This window comes from Arthrobacter sp. AIWTK1 (assembly GCF_056680535.1).
The window spans coordinates 2,130,376-2,148,933 of record NZ_CM155287.1 but is presented as its reverse complement, the minus strand read 5'-3'; the positions used below and the strand labels follow the sequence as shown (position 1 = coordinate 2,148,933).

19 protein-coding genes are annotated in these 18,558 nt (G+C 65.0%); 13 read left to right on the top strand and 6 right to left on the bottom strand.

What is annotated here, in order from left to right; translation table 11 throughout:
- Position 1 precedes the first annotated feature (1 nt).
- The gene (locus tag AC1MDG_RS09775) at positions 2–778 is read left to right on the top strand and encodes an SDR family NAD(P)-dependent oxidoreductase (RefSeq protein WP_479808773.1); all 777 of its coding nucleotides are present in this window, start codon (positions 2–4) and stop codon (positions 776–778) included.
- Here the strand turns inward: AC1MDG_RS09775 and AC1MDG_RS09770 are convergent.
- From AC1MDG_RS09770 to AC1MDG_RS09760, 3 genes are all read right to left on the bottom strand, one after another.
- Complete coding sequence (locus tag AC1MDG_RS09770) at positions 678–971, bottom strand: SDR family oxidoreductase (protein ID WP_479809066.1); 294 nt, start codon at positions 969–971, stop codon at positions 678–680. The two genes, AC1MDG_RS09775 and AC1MDG_RS09770, sit on opposite strands and share 101 nt — an antisense overlap.
- Positions 922–1,245, bottom strand: coding sequence for an SDR family NAD(P)-dependent oxidoreductase (locus AC1MDG_RS09765; RefSeq protein ID WP_479808772.1), 324 nt, complete (start codon positions 1,243–1,245; stop codon positions 922–924). Before AC1MDG_RS09765 ends, AC1MDG_RS09770 begins: the two co-directional genes overlap by 50 nt.
- A 73-nt stretch (positions 1,246–1,318) precedes the next feature.
- A complete protein-coding gene (locus AC1MDG_RS09760; RefSeq protein WP_479808770.1) occupies positions 1,319–2,281 on the bottom strand; it encodes a LysR family transcriptional regulator in 963 nt (320 codons plus the stop codon).
- A gap of 191 nt (positions 2,282–2,472) precedes the next feature.
- On the opposite strand from AC1MDG_RS09760, the gene AC1MDG_RS09755 reads away from it, so the two are divergent.
- The 3 genes from AC1MDG_RS09755 (at position 2,473) to AC1MDG_RS09745 (ending at position 5,714) form a co-directional block, all read left to right on the top strand.
- Positions 2,473–3,258, top strand: coding sequence for an isocitrate lyase/PEP mutase family protein (locus AC1MDG_RS09755; RefSeq protein ID WP_479808768.1), 786 nt, complete (start codon positions 2,473–2,475; stop codon positions 3,256–3,258).
- A 195-nt stretch (positions 3,259–3,453) separates the two neighbouring features.
- Complete coding sequence (locus AC1MDG_RS09750; RefSeq protein ID WP_479808767.1) at positions 3,454–3,996, top strand: PadR family transcriptional regulator; 543 nt, start codon at positions 3,454–3,456, stop codon at positions 3,994–3,996.
- Positions 3,997–4,001: 5 nt separating this feature from the next.
- Positions 4,002–5,714: an ABC1 kinase family protein gene (locus AC1MDG_RS09745; protein WP_479808766.1), complete on the top strand. Its 1,713-nt coding sequence runs from the start codon at positions 4,002–4,004 to the stop codon at positions 5,712–5,714.
- A gap of 44 nt (positions 5,715–5,758) precedes the next feature.
- On the opposite strand, the gene AC1MDG_RS09740 is transcribed toward AC1MDG_RS09745, so the two are convergent.
- Both AC1MDG_RS09740 and AC1MDG_RS09735 read right to left on the bottom strand, forming a co-directional pair.
- A complete protein-coding gene (locus AC1MDG_RS09740) occupies positions 5,759–6,619 on the bottom strand; it encodes an ROK family protein (protein ID WP_479808764.1) in 861 nt (286 codons plus the stop codon).
- A 289-nt stretch (positions 6,620–6,908) separates the two neighbouring features.
- Positions 6,909–7,493, bottom strand: a complete 585-nt coding sequence (locus tag AC1MDG_RS09735) for a helix-turn-helix domain-containing protein (RefSeq protein ID WP_479808762.1) — start codon at positions 7,491–7,493, stop codon at positions 6,909–6,911.
- A gap of 121 nt (positions 7,494–7,614) precedes the next feature.
- Between AC1MDG_RS09735 and AC1MDG_RS09730 the strand changes: the two genes are divergently transcribed.
- The 6 genes from AC1MDG_RS09730 (at position 7,615) to AC1MDG_RS09705 (ending at position 13,532) form a co-directional block, all read left to right on the top strand.
- Positions 7,615–8,676 carry an NAD(P)/FAD-dependent oxidoreductase gene (locus tag AC1MDG_RS09730; RefSeq protein WP_479808760.1) on the top strand — a complete coding sequence of 354 codons (1,062 nt, stop codon included), beginning with the start codon at positions 7,615–7,617 and terminating at the stop codon, positions 8,674–8,676.
- A gap of 5 nt (positions 8,677–8,681) precedes the next feature.
- Positions 8,682–9,488: a class I SAM-dependent methyltransferase gene (locus AC1MDG_RS09725; protein ID WP_479808758.1), complete on the top strand. Its 807-nt coding sequence runs from the start codon at positions 8,682–8,684 to the stop codon at positions 9,486–9,488.
- Positions 9,489–10,216: 728 nt separating this feature from the next.
- Entirely contained in the window at positions 10,217–11,200 is a 984-nt protein-coding gene (locus AC1MDG_RS09720) for a DUF808 domain-containing protein (RefSeq protein ID WP_479808756.1), read from the top strand.
- A 293-nt stretch (positions 11,201–11,493) separates the two neighbouring features.
- A complete protein-coding gene (locus AC1MDG_RS09715; protein WP_479808754.1) occupies positions 11,494–12,186 on the top strand; it encodes a histidine phosphatase family protein in 693 nt (230 codons plus the stop codon).
- Positions 12,187–12,210: 24 nt separating this feature from the next.
- Entirely contained in the window at positions 12,211–12,765 is a 555-nt protein-coding gene (locus AC1MDG_RS09710) for a DUF3090 domain-containing protein (RefSeq protein ID WP_479808752.1), read from the top strand.
- On the top strand, positions 12,765–13,532 hold the full coding sequence (locus tag AC1MDG_RS09705) for an SCO1664 family protein (protein WP_479808750.1): 768 nt from the start codon (positions 12,765–12,767) through the stop codon (positions 13,530–13,532). Before AC1MDG_RS09710 ends, AC1MDG_RS09705 begins: the two co-directional genes overlap by 1 nt.
- Positions 13,533–13,981: 449 nt before the next feature.
- Here the strand turns inward: AC1MDG_RS09705 and AC1MDG_RS09700 are convergent, their stop codons facing one another.
- A complete protein-coding gene (locus tag AC1MDG_RS09700; RefSeq protein ID WP_479808748.1) occupies positions 13,982–14,680 on the bottom strand; it encodes a maleylpyruvate isomerase family mycothiol-dependent enzyme in 699 nt (232 codons plus the stop codon).
- Positions 14,681–14,963: 283 nt separating this feature from the next.
- Between AC1MDG_RS09700 and AC1MDG_RS09695 the strand changes: the two genes are divergently transcribed.
- From AC1MDG_RS09695 to AC1MDG_RS09685, 3 genes are all read left to right on the top strand, one after another.
- Complete coding sequence (locus AC1MDG_RS09695) at positions 14,964–16,367, top strand: MFS transporter (protein WP_479808746.1); 1,404 nt, start codon at positions 14,964–14,966, stop codon at positions 16,365–16,367.
- A 124-nt stretch (positions 16,368–16,491) separates the two neighbouring features.
- Positions 16,492–17,436, top strand: a complete 945-nt coding sequence (locus tag AC1MDG_RS09690) for a LysR substrate-binding domain-containing protein (RefSeq protein WP_479808744.1) — start codon at positions 16,492–16,494, stop codon at positions 17,434–17,436.
- On the top strand, positions 17,433–18,536 hold the full coding sequence (locus AC1MDG_RS09685; RefSeq protein ID WP_479808742.1) for a mandelate racemase/muconate lactonizing enzyme family protein: 1,104 nt from the start codon (positions 17,433–17,435) through the stop codon (positions 18,534–18,536). Before AC1MDG_RS09690 ends, AC1MDG_RS09685 begins: the two co-directional genes overlap by 4 nt.
- The last annotated feature ends 22 nt before the right edge of the window (positions 18,537–18,558 follow it).

Sequence of the window (18,558 nt, the reverse complement as noted above, 5' to 3'; positions counted from 1 at the left end):
AGTGGATTCCTTCCAGCTCGCGGGCAGGACGGTGGTGGTAACGGGGGCCGGTCAGGGTCAGGGCGCCGCGGAGGCGCGACTCCTGGTTGAGGCCGGCGCACGCGTCATCGCGACGGACCTCGCGGCGGACGTGCCGGCTGAGCTGGCCGCCTTGCCGTCGTCTTCCGGCGGTGCGTTGGTGTACCGGCAGCTTGACGTTGCCGATGCCGCCGGCTGGTCCGGTCTCGCTCAACGGATACAGTCCCGGGGATGGCGGGTGGACGGCCTGGTGAACAATGCCGGAATCACCCAGCGGAGCCGGCTTCTGGATGCCTCGGTGGACGACCTGCAACGGGTGTACGAAGTGAACGTTGCCGGCGCTTTGCTGGGAATCCAGGCCCTCACACCCTTGATGGCGTCCGGCTCCGCGATCGTCAACGTTGGATCCGTAGCCGGACTGACGGCGCACTATCCGGTCGCCTACACCGCCAGCAAATGGGCCCTGCGCGGGCTCTCCCAGGTGGCGGCCATGGAACTTGGCCCGCAGGGTATCCGGGTGAACACCGTCCACCCGGGCTTCATTGATACGCCCATGACGGCGAGCGCCAAGCCGGTGTTCAGGCAGGCCACCCTGGCCGAAATCCCGCTGGGCCGCACCGGAGGCGTGGTGGAGGTGGCCGGCGTCGTGCTGTTCCTGCTCAGTCCGTTGTCCTCCTTCGTGACCGGCGCGGAAATTCCGGTGGATGGCGGCCAGTCAGGCCACGGCGGTGCCAAGTCCGTCTCCGACGCCCTGCGCTGAGACCTGCTGGCCGCCTAAGGCTCAGCCCGTCCCCATTTTCAGCCGGCAGCACCGCCGACCAGCCGCCGCCGACCATGAGGTTGGCGCCCGTTACGTAGGACGCTTCGTCCGAGGCAAGGAACAGCGCGCACTTGGCGACTTCATCAGGCGTACCAATCCGGCCCAGCGGGATGCTGCCGGCGATGGTTCTCATAGGGTGGTCGGCGGCCAGGAGGTTGCCCTCGGTGGCGGCGGTGCGGATCATTCACAGCGCCCTCATCCGTCAGGTCAACCCAGATGCTGGCCATCCGGCCGCCGGCCGCAGTCACCTGCTCAACGGTGGCCGCGGCGCCGTCGTCGTCCATGTCGCAGCCCACCACCAGCGCACCCTCGGAAGCGAAGGCGAGCGCCGCCGCCCTCCCCTGCCCGCTGGCGGTTCCGGTGATCACGGCGGTTTTGCCGGCGAGGCGCTGGCTGGAGAGGGGCATGGTGGTTCCTTCCGAAAGTACGTTTCCTTCGACTTTCGCAGGGATGGTGCAGGAGCGGAACGGCGGGTTGGACCTACCTGGTATCCGTCACAGTGATAGTCACTGGATGGGCCGTGACGCGAAAGAGTTCATGCAGCCGCGAACAGGCCCGCTGCACCACGGAGCGCAGCCAGACGCTGGCGGGGTCCTCCGTCTGGGAGGGGTGCCAGTACATGGCCTCCACAAGGGACGCCTCGGTGCCTTCGGAGAACTCCAGCACCACAATGTCCCCGCCGCGCTGGGCCCGTGCCGCCAGCATCCGCGGGACCAGAGCCACCAGATCCGTTCCTTCGACCAGCAGCGGCAACGACAGGAACCCGGCCACCACGGCTGCCACGCGGCGCTGAACACCGCGGGATTCAAACAGCTTGTCCGCCGGGGTACTGATTCCCTCACCGAAATAGCCGACGGCGTGAGGCACCGTGGCCAGGTCGTCCAGCGTGAGGCGGGGCTGCTGGAGCAGGGAATTTCCGGAATCAGCCACTGCCACGAAACTGTCCCGGAACACCTGCTTGCTTGTACCCTGCATGTGGTAACCGGTTGGCCCCACCAGGAGGTCAATCTTCGAGTAGTCGGCCATGTGGCCCTGGATGCCGGACTTGGCTGTCGGGACGAAGTCCACGGACACGCCTGGGGCTTCCTCCCGCAGAATCCCACGCAACGGACCAACAATCAGCGCCGCCGCGTAGTCCGATGCCGCAATCACAAATTCCCGCTCGCTCGTGGCGGCATCGAAGCCGGACCTCACGCGCGTGGCCCGCTGGATGTGAAGCATCGCTTCATCAACCAGCGGGACCAGGGACTGCGCAAAGGGCGTCAGGTCATAGGTGCGGCCGTTCCGGACCAGGAGTTCGTCGTCGAAGTGCCGCCGGAGCCTGGCCATCGCCGCGCTGGTGGCTGGCTGGCTGAGCTGCAGCCTCTCGGCCGCACGGGATACGTTGCGTAGCTCCAACAGGACCTGAAGTTGGGGCAGCAGGTTCAGGTCCAGGTTCTTCATACCCACAGGTTATCCGTACAGTACATCCACAGCGCTAATGGTCGCCGGTCCCGACCGGGCGGCCACGGCCCGAGCGTCTTGTCCCGCTAGGCCATCACTTGTTCCGCGTAATGTCGGTCCCTTGCGGCGCCCGGCCGCGTTTGTAGACTGAACGGTATTCACCTATTCGGTTAGCAGGGGATGGGAATGAAATGGCCACTTTTCGGGAACTCCATCACACTGCGGCGCCACTCCTGCTGCCCAACGCGTGGGATGTCGGATCCGCCTTGGCTTTCGCGGCAGCGGGGTTCCCGGCCGTCGGCACCACCAGCTTTGGCATTGCGGCAAGTGCCGGCCTGCCGGACGGAGGTCGGTCCAGCAAGACAGTCACCACGGCACTCACGGAGCAGCTGTGCCGCCTGCCTGTCCACGTCACGGCGGACATCGAGGACGGCTACTCCGATGACCCTGCCGAGGTTGCGGAACTTGTGGCCCAACTCGCTGCCCTTGGCGTGGCCGGGGTCAACCTGGAGGACAGCACGGCCGGGCACCTGGTCGATCCAGCAGCCTTTGCCGACAAGGTTGCCGCCGTCAAGGGGCGCACCCCGGCCATGTTCATCAACGCACGGGTGGACAACATATGGTTCGGCGAACAGGCCACCGTGGATGCCGTCCTGCTCCGTGCCTCTGCCTACGCGAACGCCGGGGCGGACGGAATCTTTGTCCCCGGACTTGTGGTTCCGGAGGACATCCGGACTATTACCGCCGGCATTGGGCTGCCGGTCAACGTGCTGGCACATCCCTCGCTGACTGTTGCCGAGCTGGGTGAGCTGGGCGTCCGGCGGGTGAGTTCCGGCTCCCTGCCGTACCGCGCAGCAGTTGACGCGGCCGTGAACGTCGTCAGCGCCCTGCGTGACGGCAAGCAGGCGCCGGCCGCCACTCCGTACTGGGAGATGCAATCGCGTCTTGTGTCATTTAGCCAGCGCCTCGGGGGTTGACCCTCGTTAGCGCGAACCGGCCCACGCCCAAAGCTCCACAACCCGGCGTGACAGATCCGGAGGCGCGGGATTCTCCCTCGACGCTGCCGGGAACCCTGTGCTTGATCCTCCACTCTGCAGCCTTCTCGAGTGCTGGTTTTCGCGTGTATCGGGATGTATCGTTGAGTATCGTTCGCGTCCCATTAGGAGAGCAGCATGCGTAATTCATACCCTGCGGGCGGATTTGGCGGCCCCAACATCGACGGCATGTGGCAGGCCGTTGAGGAGCTGCGGTCAAGGTTTGAGAAGCGCTCCGGCACCCGCGCGGGGCGGGGCGAGGTGCGCTCGGCGGTGCTTGCCCTGCTCACGGAGCGGCCGATGCACGGCTATCAGATCATCCGTGAAATCGAGGAGCGCAGCAGCGGCAGCTGGAAGCCCAGTGCCGGCTCCGTCTACCCCACGCTGCAGCTGCTGGCCGATGAGGGGTTGATCCGTGCCGAGGAATCCAACGGCCGCAAGATCTACTCGCTCACCGAGGAAGGCCGGGAGGAAGTGGCGGGTGCGCATGCGTCAGCGCCGTGGGACTCAGGGGGCCAGGCTTCCGGCACCGGATTCGCGGCACTGCCCAAGGCTGGCCTCGAGCTGGCGCAGGCCGCGTCCCAGGTGGGTCGCACCGGCTCGCCGGAGCAGGTGCAACAGGCCGTGGCGGTGCTCGACGAGGCCCGCCGCCGGCTGTATTCGATCCTCGCCCAGGACTGACGGGGGTGGCGTCGGTTCGTCGGGACCGGGCAGATCCGGTACCCGGCGCCGGGAACACCCGCGCCCGTTACCGTCGCATCCTCCGTTTCGCCGCGTGGCATCTGGCGGTGACCTGGTGGTTTGAGCTGTTCCTTCCCCGCGTCGGGCTAGGCAAATTTGCCGAGCGCACCCGGACGAGGAGGATGCGGCGCTTCGCACAGCGCTTCCGCGTGCTGGCCGTGGATTTGGGCGGCCTGATGATCAAGGTGGGTCAGTTCCTGTCGTCCAGACTCGACGTACTTCCGCCCGAGATCACCAAGGAACTTGAGGGACTCCAGGACGAGGTGCCCCCCGTCCCGTTTCCCGCAATCCGCGCACTTGCCGAGGCGGAGCTGGGCGCGCCGCTGGAGAAGGTTTTCGCCTCAGTAGAAGAGATGCCAATCGCCGCCGCGTCCCTCGGGCAGGCGCACCGTGCGCACCTCCTTCCTGCCAATGCCGCCGACGCAGGGCTCCACAGCGTGGTCTTGAAGGTGCAGCGCCCCGGCATCGACGCGATTGTCGACGTCGATCTGGCGGCGCTGCGCAGAGTGGGCGGCTGGCTGAGCCACGTGCGCCTGGTGTCCGATCGTGCGGACATGCCCGCCCTGGTGGAGGAGTTTGCGGAAATTAGTCTTGAGGAGATCGACTACCTGCATGAAGCAGCGAATGCAGAACGCTTCGCGACTGATTTCGCCGACGACGACCGGGTTGGTGTGCCCGATGTCGCATGGGAGTGGAGCACCCGACGCGTGCTTGTCCTCGAAAATGTCGCGGCGATCAAGATCACTGACTCGGAGGAACTTCTTGCGGCGGGTATCGATCCGGCGCAGGTTGCCCCGGTTTTCGCCTCGGTCATGTTCGACCAGTTGTTCAGCAGCGGCTTTTTCCATGCCGATCCGCACCCCGGTAACATCTTCGTCACGCCGGCTTCCAATGCATCCGCAGGACGCCCCTGGAAGCTGACGTTTATCGACTTCGGCATGATGGGCGAGGTTCCTCCCAGTACCCGCAGCGGCCTGCGGAAGCTTCTGATTGCGGCCGCCTCGCGTGACGGTAAGGGCTTGGTGGCCGCGATCCGCGATGTGGGTGTGCTGGTGCCGTCGGCGGACACGGCCGAGCTTGAGCGGGCGATGACGCATCTCTTTGCCCGGTTCGGCGGGATGGGCTTCGCCGAACTTCGCGAAGTGGACCCGCGGGAGTTCCTCGAATTTGCGGTGGAGTTCGGCGACCTGGTCCGCTCGCTGCCGTTCCAGTTGCCAGAGAACTTCCTGCTCATCATCCGGGCGATGTCACTCACCTCGGGGGTGTGCAGCTCGCTGGATGCCAGGTTCAATCTGTGGGACGCGGTGGAACCCTATGCGGCGCAATTGCTGCGCGACGAGCGTGGAAACTTCGTGCAGGACGTGGCCAAGCAGGCGCTCGACGCCGCCGGCGTCGCACTGGGGCTGCCGAAACGCCTGGACGGGCTTCTCACTCGAATCGAGGACGGCTCACTATCCGTGGCCAATCCGCGTCTCGAACGGCGGATGGCACGGCTGGACCGGGCGGCGCAGCGAACGGCATCGGCGCTGGTTTTCGGCGCCCTGCTCATCGCAGGTTCCTTGGTCCGGGCGGACGACACGCTGCTCGGCAACCTGCTGATGATCGTGTCGCTCGTGCCGCTGCTGCACGGGCTGTGGGCGGGACGCCGCGGCCTCTAAGTGAAGCGGGGAGGCATATCGGCTGGAATGGTCCGGCTGCGTCGCTACGACAGTAGGTCCCGCACAGCTGCATCTATTGCCGCCGGCGAGAGTACACGCTCCGCGACCACCTGAGTGGCTCCGGCAACTGTGGCTTTGTGATGCAGAAGCGGATGGTTGATTTGCAGTTGGGACGTCACCGGCGGCAGGGCCCGCTGGTACACAACTTCTCGGATCCCGGCAAGGACATCCGCCGACTCCCCCAGGCTACCGCCGAGAACGATGGCTGAGGGGTTCAGCAAGCTGACGGCCGTTGCCAGGACGTCTCCTATGTCACGCCCCCCTTGGTGCAGCGCAGATGTGACTCTGGGCTGACCGTCAGCTGCCAGACGCAAAAGATCTTCGCCCGTTCGGGCATCCACGCCGTGCTGGCGGACTTTCCGGACCAGTGCCGGCACTGAAGAAATCATGTCCAAGCAGCCATAGTTCCCGCAGGGGCACGCAAGGTCGCCACCGTTGGACGCGCGAACGTGCCCCAAGCCACCCGTCGCCCCGTTGGCACCAGGCTGCAATTTGCCGCCGCTGATAATCGCAGAGCCAATACTCGAATCGACGTTCACGAACATGAAATTGCCGTGACCGGACCAATGGGCTGCGTGCTCCGCCCGGGCCATCAGATTGACGACGCTATCGACGACAACCGGCACATGGAGTGACCGTTGAATGAAACTCTCGAAGTCGAATCCATGCCAGCCGGGCCTGACTTGATACCCCGCGTGGTTGTCGAGGACGACGTCGGCCCCCGCCCAGCGCACTGAGCCGTCCGGCTGCGGATCACCGGCCACCGGCAGGGTGCCAACGCCGTAGCCGTCCGGCAGTTCCGCGCCGAACTCTTCATCAAGGAGGGACCTGATGGCTTCACCCACGCGGAATCAGCGAACGCTGCACTCTGAACGTGCAGCAACTGCTTTGCCTCCTCGATCAGCGCATCCCATTCGTCGCCTGCGATGAACGGGATCTTCTCGCTGAAGGCGGGCGACGGCGTCGCGCAGGTCCAGTGCGCCCCCTGGCCGCCGACGTTGGTGGCCGCCGCTGCGGGGAAAGTTGACGCATGGGCCGAGCCTGCGCCGGGGCCCCGAGGACTAGACAGTGGGACCTGGCGGGTTCACAATCCAGTTTTCAGCCATTCATGCAGCCCCCGTCGGGCCTCTTCGACTATGAGGGCTTGGGCCGTGCGCGTACGTGCATCCGCTCGCCCTGCTGTCCAAACAGGCTGATGAATTCGACGGGTCTGCCGTCAGCGCTGGCGAACCAGTGCGGCGTGCGGGTGTCGAATTCCGCGGCTTCGCCAGGGCGAAGTTCAAAGTCCTTGTCGCCCAGCACCAGACGCAGTCGTCCGTTGAGGATGTAGAGCCATTCGTAGCCTTCGTGAACGCGCGGGTCAGGCTCTGCCCCGCGCGCATCCCCCGTGAGCACCATTTTGAAGGCTTGCAGTCCGCCCGGGCGGCGCGTGAGAGGAACCGCCGTCATGTCGCCATGGGTGATGGGCTGCAGGTGAATTCTCGGATCCCCGGTGGGCGGCGCGCCGACCAGATCATCGAGGGGAACACCGTACAACCTCGCGAGGGGCAGCAGGATTTCAAGGTTGGGTCTGCGCTGGCCGGATTCCAGGCGGGACAGGGTACTCACCGACACCCCGGCTGCCGAGGACACATCCGCGAGGGTGAGGTTCCGTTCCGTACGGAGTGCCCGAAGCCGGGGACCGACCGCCCCGAGAACATCGTCAAGTTCAGTTTCCATGTCCTCACTTTGCCATAACGGCAATCATGTTTGTCAATTTGCGTTCATGCGATGGAAGCTGGTTGTACCGCTCAATGACTCCGGCGGTGAACTTTCGGGACGCGAAGAAGGACAAATCTGTATGGACACCACACGGTATGACGTTGTTATTGTGGGTGGCGGCGCGGCGGGACTCAGCGCGGCCACGACCCTGGGCCGGGCGATGCGGTCGGTGCTAGTCATCGATTCCGGAACTCCCCGCAATGCACCCGCGGCGGGTGTACACGGCTATCTTTCGAGGGACGGCATGGCCCCCCGGGAACTCCTGTCCATGGGACGCAGCGAAGTGCTCTCCTACGGAGGAACGGTCATCGGCGGTGAAGCCGTTTCGGCACGGCGGACCCCCGATGGATTCGAGGTGATTCTCGGAGATGCCCGCCGGTTCTTCGGCCGCCGCTTCCTCGTCACCACCGGCCTGACAGATGAGCTGCCTCCCATCGACGGGCTGAGAGAGCAATGGGGAAAGGGCGTTGTGCACTGCCCCTACTGCCATGGCTGGGAAATCCGCGGGCAACGGATTGGAGTGCTGGGCACAGGCCCGCTGTCCGTCCATCAGGCACTCTTGTTCAGGCAGTGGTCCCCGGACATCACGTTCTTCCTCAACGACACCGTGGAACCGACCGACGAGGAGTGGGACAAGCTCGCCGCCCGGTCCGTCACGGTCGTTGCCGGCGCCGTGGTTTCTGTTGACGCTCTCGATGGTGTCCTCACGGGGATCACGCTCCGCCAGGGCTCCTCGTTCGACGTGCAGGCCCTGGCTGTCGGAACACGGATGGAGGCCAGATCCGCGCTTCTGGAATCACTCGGGCTAAGTGCTCAGGCGCACCCCTCGGGGGCCGGACGGTTTATCGAGACCGACGCCATGGGCGCGACGGCCGTCCAGGGTGTGTATGCAGCGGGCAATGTCTCCAACTTGATGGCTCAGGTGATCACCGCGGCGGCCGAGGGTGTCATGACCGCCGCAAGGATCAACGCTGACCTCATCGAAGAGGAAACCCGGTGGGCCGTTGAAGGGCACTCCGGCCCCTTCTCCGCCGTCTCGGAAGCAGCAGTCTCTCAGATCGTGCTGGGTCACCGACGCCATGGTCTTGGTGACGAACCGAAAGTCACCGAAACCGCCCCTGCGGCCACAGTAGAAAGGTAATCAACATGGATCACCAGCCCCACCCGACGCGGCACCACGACCACCTTGGCAGCCATGACCAGCACCGCGTCCTCGACCTCGATGCCGAAGTGTTCGGCGACCACCTCACAGCCGTGCTGGACCTGGCCGGGGTGCCAGCTGCACGCAGCGTCGTTGACCTCGGCGCCGGCACCGGCGCAGGCAGCCGGCTGCTGCGGGAGCGCTACCCCGACGCCGCCGTGACGTGCGTGGACAACGATCCGCAGATGCTCGAGGTGCTGCGCAAGCAGGGCTTCGCCGTAGTCGAGACCAACCTCGACCACGGCTTCCCTGCGCTTGCCGGCTCCTCAATGACGGCGGGTGCAGCGGCCGAGGCGCCGGTTGACCTGGTATGGGCATCGTCCTCACTCCACCACGTCAGCCACCCCGCCCGGCTCCTCGCGGGGGTCCGCCGGGCACTGGCGCCGGGCGGGGTGCTGGTCGTCGTCGAGCTCGCCACTCTGCCCCGCTTCCTGAGCCATCCGCGCGAAGCGCTGCTGGAGCTGCGCTGCCACGCCGCTGCGGCGGCCGGAGGGTGGAACCACCACCCGAACTGGACGCCGGTCATCGAGGCCGCCGGGTTCGCCGTCACCCGGTCCGAAGTGACAACCATCGCACCAGAGACCCCGGCCGCCCGGGAGTACGCCCGCCAGTGGTTCGCGCGCTTCTCACACCTGGCAGCCCTGACCGCAGACGACCGCCACGCCGTGGCAAACCTGCTGCAGCGATTCCCGGACGACGTCGAGCTGGAACCCCGCACCTCCCGGACCGTCTGGGTTGCCACCCCCGCCTAGAACCAGGAGCAGCCCTGAGCCACTCGCTGTCGCGTATGCAGGCCTCTACCTCGCGTCCGAGGAGGCAAAATGGGTCACGGGATCCCATCTGGTGGTTGACCGGCGGAGCCAGCGCGATGACGTAGGTCCGAGACCGGCCTTTGCGTCGACCCTTGGCCATCGACCAACCTCGTTATGTGGAGGCGGATGATTCCGCTGGCGGCGACATACTTCGAGCGGGCGCTCTCCCGCAGCCTTGACGCCAGTGGATCTCACGCCGCGAGGGCTACAACATCGCCGGCATTCACACCGAGTATGGCGCTGCCGCACCAGGCTCAGTGCTGCCCGCAGTCTCTCGGAGAGGTTGTCGAGGGAATCCTTCCACGCCGGCTCGTCAGCGTCGTCCCGCAGTTCGGCAAGTTCGGATTCCGTGCAGGCGACCCGTTCTACCGCCACGAGCGCAAGGCCTGTTTCCCTTTCAGAGGGACGGGATCAGCACGAGCGACTGGCCAGCCGGTGACGCCTCCAGGATCAACGGTCCGGCAACAGAAATTTCTACGGGCCTATTCAATTCCTACGGGCTCATGAGCGGAGTCCATATGGGTGAGGTCGCCCACAGGCACGCCCCCGCCCCCGTTTCCGGGCCATTGGGAGGAAGACCGCTCATATAATCTGAGCATGCCAAACACACGCCCGAACCACGGCCTCAATGCCCAGCAGCCCACCCACGAGCAGCGCGGGATCGACCTGTGAGCGGCGGTCTTGTCGCCCTGCTGGACGACATCGCAGCCCTGGCCCGCATAGCGGCCGCCTCGGTGGATGACGTCGCTGCCGGAGCTGCGAAGGCGGGGGCCAAGGCCGCCGGCGTGGTAATCGACGACGCTGCCGTCACCCCGCAGTACGTGTCCGGAGCGGACCCGTCCCGCGAACTGCCAATGATCAAGCGGATCTTCTGGGGCTCGCTCAAAAACAAGCTGCTGTTCATCCTGCCGGCACTGCTGATCGTCAGCGCCTTCGTTCCGTGGGCCATCCCGTTCATCCTCATGCTAGGCGGCACCTACTTGTGCTACGAGGGTGCGGAGAAGGTCTGGCACAAGCTCCGCGGCCACCACTCCGCGGACGAAGATACGCCGGCGGTCGAACGGGGGCCCGAGGCGGAGGCCAAGGTGGTCAAGGGCGCCATCACCACCGACTTCATCCTGTCCTGCGAAATCATGGTCATCTCCATGAACGAGGTGGCCACTGAGTCCATATGGGTCCGGGCGCTCATCCTGGTCGTCGTGGCTCTGGTGATCACAGTGCTCGTGTATGGTGCCGTCGCCCTCATCGTCAAGATGGACGACGTCGGCCTGCACCTGACTACCAAGGACTCCGCGCGCTCCCAGCGGTTCGGCGAACTGCTCGTCAAGGGAATGCCCGCAGTGTTGACCGCTATCACCCTAATCGGGACGGTCGCCATGCTGTGGGTGGGCGGCCACATCATGCTGCAGGGCGCGCACGACCTCGGCTGGCATGCGCCGTACGACCTGGTACATGCCCTCGAAACCCCTTTCGCCGGGATCCCGGCGGCGGGCAGCTTCCTTGCCTGGTTCGTGAATACCTTGTGCTCCGCCATCCTTGGAATCGCCTGGGGACTCGTCGTCATGGCCGTCGTGGGCCCGCTGCTCAAGGTGCTGCCGGTCGGCAAAAAGAAGGACGGGCACGAAGAGAGCGACACTGCAGGAGACCGCTAGAGTTCTCATGGAACACGACCCGCTCTCAGAGGGCGGGAACTACTGAATCCGACGCGGAGCGGGTACAGGACGTCCTCCATGCGGGGGTCGACGTCAACCGCGGGTTCTGGCGGTGCCGGTTCTTCCGGTTTTGCTGCGTCAGCCATGAGCTGGTCTATGCGTGCCGAGTCCGTCTGGGCGGCTTTGAGCGCGTCGGCGTGCTTGAAGGGTTCCGCCAGTGCTTTACCTGCCTGTTCGACGCGCGACCCGGTATGGTTCACACCGCCATCGGGCGGGGTGGTTAGGCTGGGTGGATGGCGACAGTTATTCTCGTGCGGCACGGCCGCAGCACAGCCAATGCCACGGGACTGCTGGCCGGTCGGGCCGTCGGCGTCAGCCTGGACCAGATCGGGCGCGACCAGGCGGCTCTGACCGGAGACCGGCTCGCGGTCGTGCCAGTAGTCGGGGTGGTGTCGAGCCCTCTTGAGCGTTGTCAGCAGACCGCCCAGCTCATCCTCGATCGCCAAGCTGGCTCGCCGTACTCGCCGGTCGATCCCGATCTCACCGAGTGCGATTACGGCCAGTGGCAGGGCCGCACGCTCAGTGATCTCGCGACCGAGGATTTGTGGCCGGTTGTGCAGTCGCAACCGTCCGCCGTCGTCTTTCCCGGCGGCGAATCCATGGCCGCGATGCAGGCTCGATCGGTGGCAGCGATTCGACGCCACGATGCAGCATTCGAAGCCGAGTACGGGCCAGGGGCCGTGTGGGTGGCGGTGAGTCACGGTGACATCATCAAGTCAATCCTCGCCGACGCGCTCGGCATGCACCTTGACCTGTTCCAGCGTATTAACGTGGGCCCCGCCTCCGTATCGATCGTGCGCTACGGCGCTAGTCGGCCAAGCGTTTACGCGACCAACACCGACGCGGGTGATCTGTCGTGGCTGTCGAACGGCATCCAGTCTGGCGATGCGCCGGTGGGCGGCGGTGCAGGGCAAAAGGCGCCATGAACCTCATGTGCCTAGAATACTGACATGCCTACACTTGTTCACGAGTTTGCCTGGCCTGATCGGGTCGTTGTTGGCACTATTGGCCTTCCGGGGGCGCGCACGTTCTACCTGCAGGTGCGGGCGGGGACGCACATCGTGAGTATTGCCCTGGAGAAGCAGCAGTCGGCTCTGCTCGCGGAGAAGATCGACGAAATTCTCGACCAGCTTCTCACTGTCGAGGGCAACCCACACAGCGTTCCCACCAGCACTCCCATTGAATTGGTTGACAATGACCAACTCGAGGCCGTTCAGGAGCAGTTTCGCGCCGGCGCCATGAGTTTAGGTTGGGACCCGACGACGGCGCAGGTTGTGATAGAGGCCTACCCCATCACCGATGTCGATGCTGATGACAACGACGAATCGCTTGATGAGGACGACGATGACGTGCCCGAAATGCTGCTGGTGCGGATGCCGGTTGGCACCGCCCGCGCATTCGCTAAGCGCACGCGTGAGGTTGTGGGTGCCGGGCGTCCCGCGTGCCCGCTCTGCGGTTACCCCGTAGACGCCGACGGGCACATCTGCACCCTTCCCGAGGTCTGATGCCGGCGCCCGAACTGTTTACCGCCGAGCTGACGCTCACTGGGCGCATTACCACCGCGTCGAACGCTACATTTCTGGGCAGCATCGGCGACACGACAGTCGTCTATAAGCCGATAGCCGGGGAGAAACCGCTGTGGGATTTTCCCGACGGCTTCCTTGCCCACCGGGAGGTTGCCGCCTACCTGGTTTCGGAGGTCCTGGGCTGGAACGTGGTGCCACGCACCTGGCTGCGCGATGGTCCGTTCGGCGAAGGAATGGTGCAGCTGTGGCAGGAGACAGACCCCGACCAAAACGCGGTGGACCTCGTTGCGTCGGACGACGTACCGGAGACCGGTTGGAAACACGTTCTCGAGGGTCAGGATGAGAACGGACGGATGGTCGCCCTCATCCACGAGGACTCGCCGGCGCTCAGACGCATGGCGGTGTTCGACGTCGTCGTGAACAACGCCGACCGCAAAGGCGACCACATTCTTGCCATGACGGACGGCCACCGGCACGGTGTGGACCATGGGCTTACCTTTCACCGTGACCACAAGCTGCGCACGGTCCTGTGGGGATGGCTGGGAGACGCTCTGACCGCCGAGGAACGCGACGGCATCGATCGTGTCAGCGAAGGACTGCACGGTGGGCTGGGCAGAAACCTGGCGGACTTGCTCAGCGCCGAAGAAATCGCATCGCTCGCCACGCGTTGCGCCCGGTTGCGCTTGGCAGGGCGGTTTCCGGCTCCGAGCGGTGAGATGTCGGCGGTGCCCTGGCCGCTGTTCTAAGGGAATTACGGCTACGTGCTTCGCAGGCTGTGTCACGTTGATGGCATGGATCTCGACGCGGCGGCGGGGCTAATCCTTCCTGAGCACGAGCTCGGCTGGCGATTTTCCGAGGAGCCAGGCCCCGGCCGGGCCCTCATGTAGAGAGTTTGTGCACGCTCAGAGGCTCACAAGCCCCCGAACAGGGAAAACACGTGCCCGAGGTGGGACTCGAACCGGACTCCAACCCTTGCAAACACGGGGCTCCCCCGGAAACATGCGGAATCCGACCCCGGTACGACCCGATCCGAAGGTGAGGGTGTGCACGTTGTGCACACCCTCATGTCCGCCCCTTTTCTTGCTGGTCCAGAAGTCTGCCATGACGCTGATGACCGGAATATCGGTTACCAGCAGCATGCTTGCCACGGCGAACCTACCGAACATAGTCTCTAGCTCGGACTGGGCGGGCCTGCTTACCAGGACGGCAGTGCCGGCGCCGGGCCGTCAATATCCACGTGTTCGGCGTCCCCGCGCGCCAGCCACTGGAGCAGGCCCTCACGGTCGGACTCAACGCGCAATCCGCCGTCGCCGATGACCCACTCGTCACGCTCTTCGGTCACCAGCGTCATGCCGGGAGCACCCTTGGCGCGCAGGGACCGCACTGCGGCTTCGAGGGCGTTCAGCAGCGAATCCGGATCGGCTTCTTCGACGGTCCAGGCTGTGTTGAGGTCGTGGTGATGCACCACCACCTCGGCAATCCGGAGCGCGACGATGGACGTGGCGGGGACCGGTTTGCCGCTTACCTGCACTTCCGTGGCCGCGAGTTCGCCGCTGAGCCGTTGTGCCTGCTCGGCAAAGGTCCGGGCGGACTCCCGCAGTTCCCCGATAAGTTCCTCGCGCGGCAGGGCGGCCAAAGCAGCGATCTCCATGGAGCGGGCCTCTCGTGAGGCGTACAGGGGACGTTCCTCGCCGGAGGTTGCCCAGTCGATGAGCTTTACCAGTGCGCGGCCACTGGATGCGACGTGGGCAATAACGTCGGCACGGCTCCATCCCTCGCACAGCGAGGGAACCCTCAGCTCGTCGTCGGCAAGGGACTCAACGGTAGCCAGGAACATGCCCGTTTCCCTGCCCAGGCGGGACAGGTCCGAGTAAAGGCGTGCAGGGTTGATCATTGTGCCAGCCTACCCACGGGCCAGTTTCCAAACCACCGTTTCTGCCCCGTCTTTCCATATCCAGATCGTCTCGACTCAGACGGGCAGCATTGCCGAGGGCTTCACTCCGTAAAGAGACCGTTTCAGATCCACAGCATATGAATCGCCCCCGGGCGGAAAGCCGGGTATTTCCCTCATATGTCGCGCGTCACACCTCTGTCAGGCTGAAAGCACTCGGAGGACGGCCCCTTGGGTTCTCCCGGCGCCGCAGGCCTCCACTTGAGTCAGAGAGGACTTAGGGACCATGTCACAACCGCACGACGTTATAGCCGAAAATCCACAAAAGGAGGCGCGCACCGCCAATTGGGTGGCCTTCATCATCTGCACAGCCCTGCTGTTTGACGGCTACGACCTTGTCATTTACGGCACCGTCCTGCCAGGGCTGCTCGCAGACCCGGGCCAGATCGGAGCCTTCGATGCAGTCACCGCCGGGCTCCTCGGCTCGTGGGCTCTCATCGGGGTGCTCGTCGGCTCACTCGTTTGCGGCGCTGTCGGCGACTTTTTCGGCCGCCGCCGTCTGATGCTCCTGGGAATAGCCTGGTTCTCCATCGGCATGTTCGCCACAGCCTTTGCCACCAGCGTCCCTGCCTTTGGTGCCCTGCGGTTTGCGACCGGACTTGGCTTGGGAATCGTTATCGCCAGCGCCGGCGCCACCATGGCTGAATTCGCACCGGCGGGAAGGCGGCAGTTCTACAACGCAATTGTGTACTCAGGCATCCCGGCAGGCGGCGTCCTGGCCTCCATCCTGGGCATCCTTTTCCTCGACAGCATCGGCTGGCGCGGGCTGTTCATCATAGGCTCACTGCCGCTGGTCATCCTCCTGCCCATTGCTTGGCGCAACCTCCCCGAATCACCGCGATGGCTGCTGTCCCGGGGGCGCGAAGAGGAGGCCCTCGCTGCTGCACACCGCACCGGCGTCCCGCTCATCGAGGAGCGGATCATCCGGCAGGTAGGCGCCGCGCCGCAGAAATCAGGCTTTGCGGCCGTGTTTTCCCGCCAGTTTGCCGTGGCAGCGATTCTGCTGGGCCTGATGTCCTTCTGCGGTCTGCTGCTGACATACGGACTCAACACCTGGTTGCCCAAAATCATGGAGGGCTACGGTTACGGGCGGACGTACTCGCTGTTCTTCCCGCTGGCACTGAACCTCGGCGCAGTGGCGGGTGGCCTGCTTGCGTCCCGCCTCGCGGACAGAAGCGGTCCCCAGCGGGTCATCGCGGCCACCTTCGCGCTGGCGACCATTTCCCTGGCGCTCATGACCTTCAGCTTTCCGCTGCCGCTGCTTTTTGCCTTTATAGCCCTCGCAGGCGTGGGAACGCTGGGAACCCAGGTGCTGATCTACGGGTTCCAGTCCAACTACTTCACCACTAACGCCCGGGCCGCGGGCGTCGCATGGTGCGCAAGCGTGGGACGGCTGGGCGGCGTGCTCGGTCCGATTATCGGCGGGTGGCTGGCCGCCGCCGGCATTGGCGGATCCACGGCCTTCTACATCTACGGGGCCGTGGCCCTGGTCGGCGCCGTGGTCACTGTGCTGGTGCCGCGTCAGCGGAAGCTGGAGGAGGCCGAGCACAAGGTCGAAGAAATCGCAGAGGGTCGTGCAGAAGACAGCATTCCTACTGAGCAGTTCACAACGTCCGCGCTCCGCCCATGATCCACCGGCACCGCAGCAACATTACGTGGTTCGGATATCCTAGTGAGGCTTATTATGGTTATTATTTGAATAAATAAGCCACGGCCGCATCGTCGGGGCCGGTTAGCTGAAGGACGGCACCACCGTGGACATCCGCCAACTGAACTACTTCATTGCGGTTGCTGAGGAGCGGCACTTCGGCCGCGCGGCCAAGCGCCTTCATATGGCCCAGCCACCTCTCTCGCAGCAGATCCGCCAGCTGGAAGACCAGATAGGAGTCCAGTTGCTCAACCGCACCACCCGCAGGGTGGACCTCACCGCGGCGGGGCAGCTCCTCCTGGATCGGGGGCGGCAGATAGTCAATGACGTGGCGACTCTTCAGGCTGATGTTTACCAGGTGGGAAGGGGCGCAACCGGCGTCCTGCGGGTCGGCTTCTCGGGCTCGGCAACGTATGGTGTCATGCCCCAGGTAGCCCGACTTGCCAAACAGCTGCTGCCGGGCCTGTCCCTGGCCCTGCACGGCGAAATGCTCACGCCGTCCATGGAAGCGGGCCTGCGGAACGGTACTCTGGACGCCGCGTTGCTGCGGCCCCCGGTCGCAGCGCAAGACATCGACTATCGGACTGTGGCCCGTGAGCCGCTCGTCGTCGCGCTTCCCTCCTTCAGTGCCCTGGCCGTGGATCGGCCCGTGGCGATGCACGAGCTGCAGGACCAGGACTTCATCGCCTACCCGCCCGAGTCCGTGCTTCACCGCACCACCGCAGACCTGTGCCGCCAGGCGGGCTTCCAGCCACGCATTACCCAGGTGGTTGGTGAGACCTCGACGATGCTGGCGTTTGTAGCTGCAGGGGGCGGGGTGGCGGTGATGCCGTCCAGCGTGCAGGCCTTCCAGCTTGAAGGCGTGGCCTACCGGCAAATTGAAGACGTCCCCGATGTGGAGCTCGCGGTCGCCTGGATGCGCGGGCATCACTCTGCGCTGCTCCGTAACTTTCTGGACATCGTGGCCACCGCAACTGCGGGACCGACGGTGCCTGCCCCGGCCCCCGACCCTGTGCCGTTTCCCACTGATGAAAGGCTTTCCCGCTCATGAAGATCGCAGCCATTGAGGCGATTCCCTACTCGATCCCCTATCTTCATCCACTGCATTTCGCTTCCGGTTCCGTGCACGAGGCAGACCACGTGCTCGTCAGGCTTCGCACCGACGACGGCGTGGTGGGAACCGCTGATACCCCTCCGCGCCCCTACACCTATGGTGAGACCCAGAAGTCGATCGTGGCGGTGGTGGAGGACATTTTCGCTCCGCAACTGATCGGTGTCGATATTTTTGATCGGGAGAAAGTTCAGTCAATCCTGCACAGGACCGTTCACAACCAGACGGCTAAGGGCGCCGTAGACATCGCCCTGTGGGACGTCATCGGCAAGACTCTCGGGCAGCCGGTGACAAAGCTACTGGGCGGGTACACCGACTCGCTCCGGGTCTCCCACATGCTCGGCTTCAAGCCTGCCCGGGAGTTGCTGGCATTGGCGTTGGAGTTCCGCGAGACCTATGGCATCAACACGTTCAAGCTCAAGACCGGACGCCGCCCGCTGAACCTGGACATTGAGGCCGCCAGGGTGCTCCGCGAGGGTCTTGGCGAGGACGCTGAGCTGTACATGGACGCCAACCGTGGCTGGTCTGCCAACGAGGCCGCCGAAGTGCTGCGCCGCACGGCAGAATTGGGTCTGCAGTTCCTGGAGGAGCCCGACGACGCCCGCGAAGTCCTCGGCCGCCGTCGCCTCGTGACCAACTCCCCCATCCCGATCGCCGCGGACGAATCTGCCGCCAACCTTGGCGAGGCCGCTCGGGAGATCCTCACCGGCGGTGCGAACCTCCTGGCGGTAAAGACTGCCCGGTCCGGTTTTACCGAGGCGGCCAAAATCGTTGGCATGGCCGAGGGTATGGGCATCGATGTCTATATAGGCAACCAGATCGACACCCAGGTCGGCACGGTAGCCTCGGTGGTCTTCGGCGCCGCCTTTGCCCATTCGGCCAAGCGGGCAGCGGAGCTGTCCAACTACCTGGACATGGCCGACGACCTCTTGGCCGAGCCCTTGGCCATCACCGGCGGACGCATCCGTGTTCCCGAGGGCCCAGGCGTGGGCACCGCTGTTGATGAAGAAAAGCTCTCGCGCTACCGCACCGACCGCTAGCAACCGCTAGCAAACCGCCTTA